The following is an 8,539-nucleotide window of genomic DNA, read 5'->3' as shown; positions in this document are numbered from 1 at the left end:
GCCGCGCTCGACGGCCAGGACCCGCCGCGGCACGTCCCCGTGCCGCACGCCGTCCTCGAACGGGAGTCGTACTGGTTCACGGCCCCCGCGGAGCGCGCCCGGCGGTCCGCCGTGACCGGCCCCGCCCTGCCGGCCGCCGCGCCGTCCTCCGCGCCTCACCCCGTACGGCAGGAGCCGTACGCCCCGGCAGCCGGCGGCGCGGTCGCCGAGGGCGGCGTCCTCGGCCACATCGCGCGGATCTGCGGCTTCCCCGCCGAGCAGATCCCCCCGTACGCCCGCCTCGGCGTGGACCTGGGGTTCGACTCGCTGATGCGGACCGATCTGCAGCGCAGCATCGCCGCCCAATTCCCCGATCGGATGGACGAATTGCACCGTGACCTTCCCGAGGACCCGACGGTACGGGACCTGGTGGACCGGCTGGGAGACGGCGGCGGACCCGTTCCGCAGGCGTCTGCCGCCCCCGCCCCCGCCCCGGCGCAGGCCGTTCCGCCCCTGGTTCCGCAGCCCGCGCGGCCGGCGGTGAAGCAGGAGTACGCGTTCGAGGAGTGGGCCGAGTACGCGGAGCTGCAGGGGCGGCTGCGGCAGGCCCGGTCCGGCGGCTCGAACCCGTACGGCCGCTCGCACGAGGGCTTCAACTCCGCCGAGGCCACGATCGGCGGCCGCAAGGTCGTCAACTTCGCCGCCTTCAACTACCTGGCGCTCTCGGGCCATCCGCAGGTGCGCCGGGCCGCGAAGGAGGCCATCGACCAGTACGGCACGTCGGCGTCGGCGACCCCGCTGCTGTTCGGCGAGACGCCGCTGCACCACGAGCTCGACGCCGGGATCGCCTCGTTCCTGGGCACCGAGGCGGCGATCGTCTTCGCGGGCGGCCACGCCACCAACGTGGCCACGGTGGGACACCTCTTCGGGCCGGAGGACCTCATCGTCCACGACGAGTGGAGCCACGACAGCACCGTGCGCGGCTGCGTCCTCTCCGGCGCGCGGCGACGGCCCTTCCCGCACAACGACTGGGAGGCCCTGGACCGGATCCTGACCGCGCTGCGCGGCCGGCACCGGCGGGCGCTCGTGGTGATCGAGGGCGCCTACAGCCAGGACGGCGACATCCCGGACCTACCGCGGTTCATCGAGGTCAAGCAGCGCCACGGCGCCATGCTGATGATCGACGAGGCGCACTCGGTGGGCGTGCTCGGGGAGACCGGGCGCGGCATCGGCGAGCACTTCGCCGTCGACCGGGCCGACGTGGACCTGTGGATGGGCACCCTCAGCAAGGCGATCGGCAGCCTCGGCGGCTACATCGCGGCCCGCGAGCCGATCGTGGAGTACCTCCGCTTCACCGCTCCCCTGCACATCTTCAGCACCGGCATCTCGCCGGCGAACGCGGCGGCGGCCCTGGAGGCGATCCGGGTCGTCCGCAAGGAGCCGCAGCGCGTGGCCCGGCTGCGCGAGCTGTCGGACTTCTTCCGCGCCGGGGCCCGGGAGCGCGGCCTGGACATCGGGGTCTCCCGGGAGTCCGCCGTCATCCCGGTCATCACCGGCGACTGGGAGAAGACCATGGCCCTGTCCAACTCCCTGCTGGAGCAGGGCGTCAACGTCATGCCGATCGGCTATCCGGCCGTCGAGCGCGACAAGTGCAGGCTGCGCTTCTTCGTCAACGTCGACCACACCGAGGTCGACCTCGAAACCTCCCTCGACCTTCTGGTGTGATCCCATGTCGACGCTGAACAAGGACACGTCCGGCTCCCCCGCCCCCGGCCCCGGCGAACAGCCGGACGTCCTGGTCACCGGGGCGAGCGGGTTCATCGGCGGCCACCTCGTCCGCCGCCTGGCCGAGCGCGGCCACCGGGTGCGCGTGCTCGTGCGGGAGGGCAGCGACCGGTCGGGTTTCGCCGGGTCCGAGGCCGGCGCCGTCACCGGCGACCTGAACGATCTCGCGAGCCTGCACCGGGCCGTGGCCGGGGTGCGGCAGGTGTACAACTGCGCGGGCATGTCGGCGGACTGGGGCGCCTGGGAGGACTTCCGGCGCGTCAACGTCACCGGCGCGGCCAACGTCGTCGAGGCCGCGGCCCACGCGGGCACGGTGCGGCGGGTGCTGCACGTCAGCACCACCGACGTCTACGGCTACCCCGTGCGGCCCTGCGACGAGCGCACCGAACCGCGGGACACCGGCCTGCCCTACAACCGCAGCAAGCTGCTCGGCGAGCGGGCGGTGCGCGAGGCCGCCGAGCGCACCGGGGTGCCGGTGACGGTGGTCCGCCCGGTGTCGGTCTACGGGCCCGGCAGCAAGGACTTCGTCATCGAGATCGCCGGTCTGCTGCTGCGCAAGCAGATGGTCTACATCCGCCAGGGCCGCGTCCCGGCCGGGCTGCTGTACGTGGGCAACGCCGTCGACGCCATGATCGACGCGTGTGCGTCCGACGCGGCGGCGGGGCGCGCCTACAACCTGCGCGACCCCGGGCTCACGACGTGGCGCGAGTACATCGAGGCGCTCGCCCGTGGCCTGGGCGCGCCACCGCCGCGGCTCAGCCTGCCCACGCCGGTGGCCACGCTCGTGGCGACGGTCTCGGAGAAGCTCTACGGCGCCTTCGGCATCACGGCGCGGCCGGTCCTCACCCGCCACGCGGTGCACCTCTTCGACCGCGACCAGTCCTACGGAACCGAGCGCGCGCAGGAGGAGTTCGGCTTCAAGAGCCCGGTGGGCTTCGAGGAGGGCATGCGGCGGACGGTCGCGTGGCTGGACTCGGCGGAGGGGCACCGGCATGTCGCCCGCTGAGCCGCTCGTCGCCGCCCTCCCCCGGGACGCCCTGTGGTTCCCGCGCTTCGGGGCGCCGCCGCCCGCCGCCGGCGCCGCGGGGACCGTGCTGATCTGCTTCCCGTACGCGGGCGGCACGGCCTCCGTCTACCGCGACTGGCGCAAGCGGCTCGGCACCGAGGTCATGGGTTTGCAGCTGCCGGGCCGCGGCCTGCGGATGCGCGAGGAGCCGTACACGTCCGCGGAGCCGCTCGTGGCCGACGTGGCCGGCGAGCTGGTGCGCCGGGGCCTGACCCGCGACTACGCGTTCTTCGGGCACAGCATGGGCGCGCTGCTGGCCTACGAGACCGGCTGCGCGCTGCGGGAGCGCGGCGAGCCCGGGCCGCGGCACCTGTTCGTCTCCGGCAGCAGGGCGCCGCACCTGTACGGGGACCGCACGGAGCACCTGCTGCCCGACGCCGGGCTGCACCGGTTCGCGGCCGGCATCGGCGCGCTCGGCGACGGCGACCGGGCGCCGGTCAACGACGCCTACCTCGCGCGGAGGCTGCCGGTCCTCCGGGCGGACCTGCGGGTCTGCAACGACTACCGATGGCGGCCGCGCCGTCCGCTGGACTGCCCGATGACGGCGTTCTCCGCGAGCGACGACCCCGTCGCGGGGGCCGCGGAGGTGGAGGCGTGGCGCGCGTACACGACGGGCTCGTTCCTGCGCCACCACGTGCCCGGCGACCACTTCTTCCTGACCGCCGGCGGCCCGGCGCGGGAGCGGCTGCTGCGGGAGCTGCGCGGCGAGCTCGCCCGGCTGCCCCGCGCCGCGGCCCGCACGACCACCGACGGGGCCGCCACGCCCCCCTCCGAGGAGAAGGAACCCTCATGGACGTACTGAGCCTGGTCAAGAGCGTCGGGAACCGCGTCGGGGTGCCGCTCGGCGACGCCCTGGCCGCGGTGCGGATCGCCGGCAACTGGCGGATGCCCCTGCTGCTCGCGGTGTCCAAGGGGGTCATCACACCGGTCTACCGGGCCGCCTTCCTCGCCTCCGCGACGGGCTCCGGCGTGCTCGGCTGGCTGGCCGTGCGCCCCTGCGACCTGGAGTCGCTGGCCGACAAGCTGGGTGCGACGCAGGACAAGGAGCGGTTGCGCGCCTGGCTGGAGATCGGGGTGCGCCTCGGCGAGCTGGACAAGCGCGAGGGCTGCTACCGGCTCAGGAGCCTCGCGGCCCGGACGCTCGCGCGGGCCGGCAACGACGCCCTGGCCGCCGCCCTGGAGGAGGTGCTGCGCTTCCATGTGCCGGTGCTGCTGGGCGGCCCGCGGATGGCGGCGACCGGCGAACGCTTCTCCCTGGGCGACCAGGACGGGCTCGTCATCGCCCGCTCGACGCGGGTGATCGAGCCGTTCGTGGAGGCGGCGATCGCGCGCACCCTCGACCGGGAGGGCCCCGTGCGGCTGCTGGAGGTCGGCTGCGGCAGCGGCGTCCACGTGCGGCACGCGGCGCGGCTCAACCCGCGGCTGTCGGCCCTCGCCGTCGACATGCAGCAGGAGGTCGCGGAGACCGCCGCCAAGAACATGGCCGAGTGGGGGCTCTCCGACCGCGTCGAGACCCGGCAGGGCGACCTGCGCACCCTCGACCTGCAGCCGCAGTTCGACCTCGTGACGATGCACAACAACATCTACTACTTCGCCGAGGACGAGCGCGTGGCGGCGCTGGAGCGGGTGCGCTCGCTGCTGGCGCCCGGCGGGCGGATCCTGCTCACGACGTCCTGCCAGGGCGGCAGCATCGGCCTGGACGTGCTCGGTCTCTGGTTCGCCTACGCCGACTTCGGCGGCCCCCTGCCCCGCGAGGAGGAGCTCGTCGCGCAGCTGGAGCGCGCCGGGTTCACCGGCGTCGAGGCCGCCCGGATCGTCCCGGGCGAGCAGTTCCGCGCCTTCACGGCCACCAGCAAGTAGTCCCCCGCGCAGGCCCGAGCGTCCAGGAGAGCCCGACATGGCAACCCGTCCCCAAGACACCGCCACCCTCGCAGCGCAGACCGGCGACGTCGTCGACCTCGGCGGTCCCGGGCGGGCCGACCCCGCCGTCCTCGGCGGCAAGGCGGCCCGGCTCGCCGACATGATCGCGGCGGGGCTGCCGGTGCCGCCCGCCTTCTGCCTGACCACCGCTCTCTTCACCCGCTACCTCGACGGCACCGGCCTGGCCGGCAAGATCGAGGGCACCGAGGGCGGGACGGTCCGCGAACTGATCCTCGCGACCCGCATCCCCGCCCCGATCGCCGACGAGATCCTCGCCGCCTACGAGAAGCTCGGCCGGCCGCGGGTGGCCGTGCGCTCCTCGGCGCTCAAGGAGGACTCGGCGGCGCGCTCCTTCGCCGGCCAGCACGACACGGTGCTGGACGTCGCGGGGGACGCGGCGCTGCTGGACGCCGTGCGGCAGTGCTGGGCGTCGCTGTGGTCCGCCCGGGCCACGGCCTACCGCGACGGCGCCACGGCCGGGGCGATGGCCGTCGTCGTCCAGGAGATGATCCACTGCGACGTCAGCGGCGTGCTGTTCACCGTCGACCCCGTCAGCGCCCGGCCGCACCGCGTGGTGGTCGAGGCCTGCCAGGGGCTGGGCGAGGGGCTGGTGTCCGGGCGGGTCTCCAGCGACCTGTTCGTCGTCGACGACGGCAGCCTGGAGGTCGTCGAGGAGCGGGTGCGCTACAAGGTGGCCAAGTGGGCGCCGCTGGCACCCGGGAAGATCGGGATGACGAAGGTCGACGCCGCCGACCGCAACGTCCCCTGCCTGGACCACGCGCAGCTCGCCGAGCTCGCACGGCTCGGGCTGCGGGTGCGCGAGCACTACGGCAGCGAGCAGGACGTCGAATGGGGCCTGCGCGACGGCGCGTTCCACCTCTTCCAGACCCGCCCGATCACGACCCGGCCCGCCCCCGGCGACGCCGCGTCGCGCGCCGGGACGCTCAGTCCGTACGTCACGGAGCAGCCGGAGGCCGTCCAGCGGGGCACCCTGTGGTCCCGGATGGACATCGGCGAGATCTTCGTCGGCCTGATGACGCCGCTGGGCCTGAGCTTCGCGCGCTACTACCAGAAGAACGTCCACCTGGACTGCGCCGCGGCCCTCGGCGTCCGCGACACCGGCGAAGCCGACCTGCACATGGGCTACTACCAGGGGCACGTCTACCTCAACATCTCCTACAGCGCCTATCTGCTCGGCCAGGCCCTGCCGACGCGCAACCAGCGCCACTTCACCAAGCGGTTCGTCGGCGAGGAGGTCGAGGCAGGGGCGCTCGCCGACTACGAGAACCCCTTCGGGACGTTCCCGGGCGGTATGGAGGACCTGCGCTCCACCGCGCACTGGCTGCGCTCCACCGCCGCCGAGGCGGTGCGGATGAAGTCCCGGTCGGGCGAGATGGCCGCGTCGCGGCTCTACGAGTTCGACCGGGCCCGGCGGCTGGACCTCTCGCGCATGAGCCGCCGCGAACTGCACGCCGAACTCACCCGCAACCTCGGCTACTTCCACGACATGCACATCGGCTACATGCCGTACTACATCAACGCCTTCGGGTTCTACGGGATCCTCACCGAGCTGTGCCGGATGTGGCTCGGCGAGGAGGGCGAGAACCTGCAGAACCGCATCAAGACGGACATGTCCAGCCTGCGGACGGTGGAGTCCGCGAAGGAGATCTGGGCCGTCGCCCAGGCCGCCAAGGACCGGCCCCGGGTGCTGCGGATCATCAACGAGCAGCCGCTGGGGTCCGTCGAGGAGACGCTGCGCGCGGACGACGAGGGCGCCGTCTTCTGGGAGCGGCACATGGAGCCGTTCCTGCGCGCCAACGGCACGCGCGGCCACCAGGAGATGGAGATCACCCACCCGCGGTGGATCGACGACCCGTCGTACATCTTCCAGATGATCCGGCGCTACGCCTCCGACGGCTTCTCCGCCGACGACATCCTCAAGCGCAGCAGCGGCTACCGGGACGACTCGCGGGAGATCCTCAAGAAGCTCTCGCTGCCGCAGCGCAAGGTGATCGAGACGGTCATCTCGCTGTACGCGCTGTGCAGCGAGCTGCGCGAGGCCACCCGGATGTCGATGATCACCTCGATCTGGCTGGTGCGCAACGTGGTGTACGAGGTGGGCCGGCGCCTGGTGGACAAGGGCGTCCTGCACTCCCTCGACGAGGTCGCCCACCTCCACTTCGACGACGTGCGGGCCTATCTGGCCGGGGAGGCCGGCGAGCCGGAGGCCTTCTCCCGGGAGCGGATCGACGAGGCGCGGCGCGTCCACGAGTACCGCAAGCGGCTGCCGGAGCCGCCGCTGACCTTCATCGGCGAGCACGACATCACCCAGGCCGTGCGGCCCGCCCCCGACGGGGCCCGGCTGAGCGGGCTGGGGGCGAGCCCCGGGCGGGTCGTCGGCCGCGCCCGCATCGTGGAGGACCTCGCCTGGCAGGCCGACGAGTTCGAGGCCGGCGAGATCCTCGTGACCCGCTACACCGACGCGTCGTGGACGCCGCTGTTCGCCATCGCCGGCGGCGTCGTCACCGACGTCGGCTCGATGCTGTCGCACAGCTCGATCGTCTCCCGCGAGTTCCACGTGCCGTCGGTCGTGAACACCAAGTACGCGACGCAGCGCATCAACACCGGGGACATGGTCATGGTCGACGGCGACACCGGAACGGTCGAGGTCGTCGAAGGCTGAGCGCTTCGCACCGCGTTCGAGCAACTGCCCGAGGAGAGAACGAGATGATCCCCAACCAGTGGTATCCCATACTCGAGGCCAAGGAGGTCGGCAACGGCAAACCCACCGGCGTCCGCCGCATGGGCGAGGAACTGGTGCTGTGGCGCGACCTCGACGGCAACCTGGTCTGCCAGGGCGCGCGCTGCCCGCACAAGGGCGCGAACCTCGCCGACGGCCGGATGAAGGGCAACACCGTCGAGTGCCCGTACCACGGCTTCCGTTACGGCCCCGACGGGGCGTGCAAGGCCGTCCCCGCGATGGGCTCGGGGGCCCGGATACCCGGCTCGCTGCGGGTGCCCACGCACCCGGTGCGGGAAGCGCACGGGCTGGTGTGGCTGTGGTGGGGCGAGGAGCGGGCGGAGGCCGGTCTGCCGGACCTTCAGATCGCGCCGGTCGTCGCGGACAACCCCAAGGCCCACTCGACGACGCACTGGACCCGCCCGGTCCACTACACCCGCTACATCGAAAGCCTGCTCGAGTTCTACCACATCACGTACGTCCACCGTGATCACTGGTTCAACTACATCGACTACCTGTTCCTCTACGGGACCGCGCGCAAGCTGGGCCTGGACGGCAAGGAGCGCTACCTCGCGGCGACGAAGATCGTCAACCACAAGCTGGAGACCGAGGGCCAGACGCTGCGCTACTCCTTCGACCACCAGGACGAGGCGGACCCGAAGAACAGCACGCACTACGTCATCACGTTCACCTTCCCCTGCCAGGTCCACGTCCAGACCGAGCAGTTCGAGGCGACGTCGTGGCTGGTGCCCGTCGACGACGGGCACACCGAGCACATCCTGCGCTGGTACGAGTACCCGGCGTTCAAGCCGCTCCTGCGCGCGGAGAAGCTGCGGCGCATCCTGCCCTGGGCCTCCCTCTACATGGAGAAGTGGATCCAGGACGTCCAGGACGTCCGCATCATGGAGCGCCAGGAGCCGAAGATCAGCGAGGGCGGCGTCAGCAAGTTCATCCCGGTCGACGAGCTGAACGCCAAGTACTTGGCGATCCGCTCGCGGCTGATCCAGGAGGCGACGGCGGCGAAGGCCCCGCCGGCCGGGGAGAGCGCG

The 8,539-nt window shown here is 72.6% G+C and carries 6 protein-coding genes; all 6 read left to right on the top strand.

The features are described from left to right. Positions 1-1,704: aminotransferase class I/II-fold pyridoxal phosphate-dependent enzyme (locus tag V7793_RS28280; RefSeq protein ID WP_336011507.1), on the top strand; the 1,704-nt coding region annotated here is incomplete at its 5' end. A 4-nt stretch (positions 1,705-1,708) separates the two neighbouring features. Continuing rightward, the gene (locus V7793_RS28275; protein WP_336011505.1) at positions 1,709-2,770 is read left to right on the top strand and encodes an NAD-dependent epimerase/dehydratase family protein; all 1,062 of its coding nucleotides are present in this window, start codon (positions 1,709-1,711) and stop codon (positions 2,768-2,770) included. Continuing rightward, a complete protein-coding gene (locus V7793_RS28270) occupies positions 2,757-3,632 on the top strand; it encodes a thioesterase II family protein (RefSeq protein ID WP_336011503.1) in 876 nt (291 codons plus the stop codon). Before V7793_RS28275 ends, V7793_RS28270 begins: the two co-directional genes overlap by 14 nt. Then, positions 3,620-4,690 carry an SAM-dependent methyltransferase gene (locus tag V7793_RS28265; RefSeq protein ID WP_336011502.1) on the top strand — a complete coding sequence of 357 codons (1,071 nt, stop codon included), beginning with the start codon at positions 3,620-3,622 and terminating at the stop codon, positions 4,688-4,690. Before V7793_RS28270 ends, V7793_RS28265 begins: the two co-directional genes overlap by 13 nt. Positions 4,691-4,727: 37 nt before the next feature. After that, positions 4,728-7,433 (top strand): PEP/pyruvate-binding domain-containing protein, encoded by a 2,706-nt coding sequence (locus tag V7793_RS28260; RefSeq protein ID WP_336011501.1) that lies wholly within the window; start codon positions 4,728-4,730, stop codon positions 7,431-7,433. Between the two features lie 44 nt (positions 7,434-7,477). Continuing rightward, a partial coding sequence (locus V7793_RS28255) for an aromatic ring-hydroxylating dioxygenase subunit alpha (protein ID WP_336011499.1) occupies positions 7,478-8,539 on the top strand: 1,062 nt, incomplete at its 3' end.

The sequence above is a fragment of the Streptomyces sp. KLMMK genome, assembly GCF_036961605.1.
In the GTDB taxonomy this organism is placed as follows: Bacteria; Actinomycetota; Actinomycetes; order Streptomycetales; family Streptomycetaceae; genus Streptomyces; species Streptomyces telluris.
This window is presented reverse-complemented; position numbering and strand designations above follow the sequence as displayed.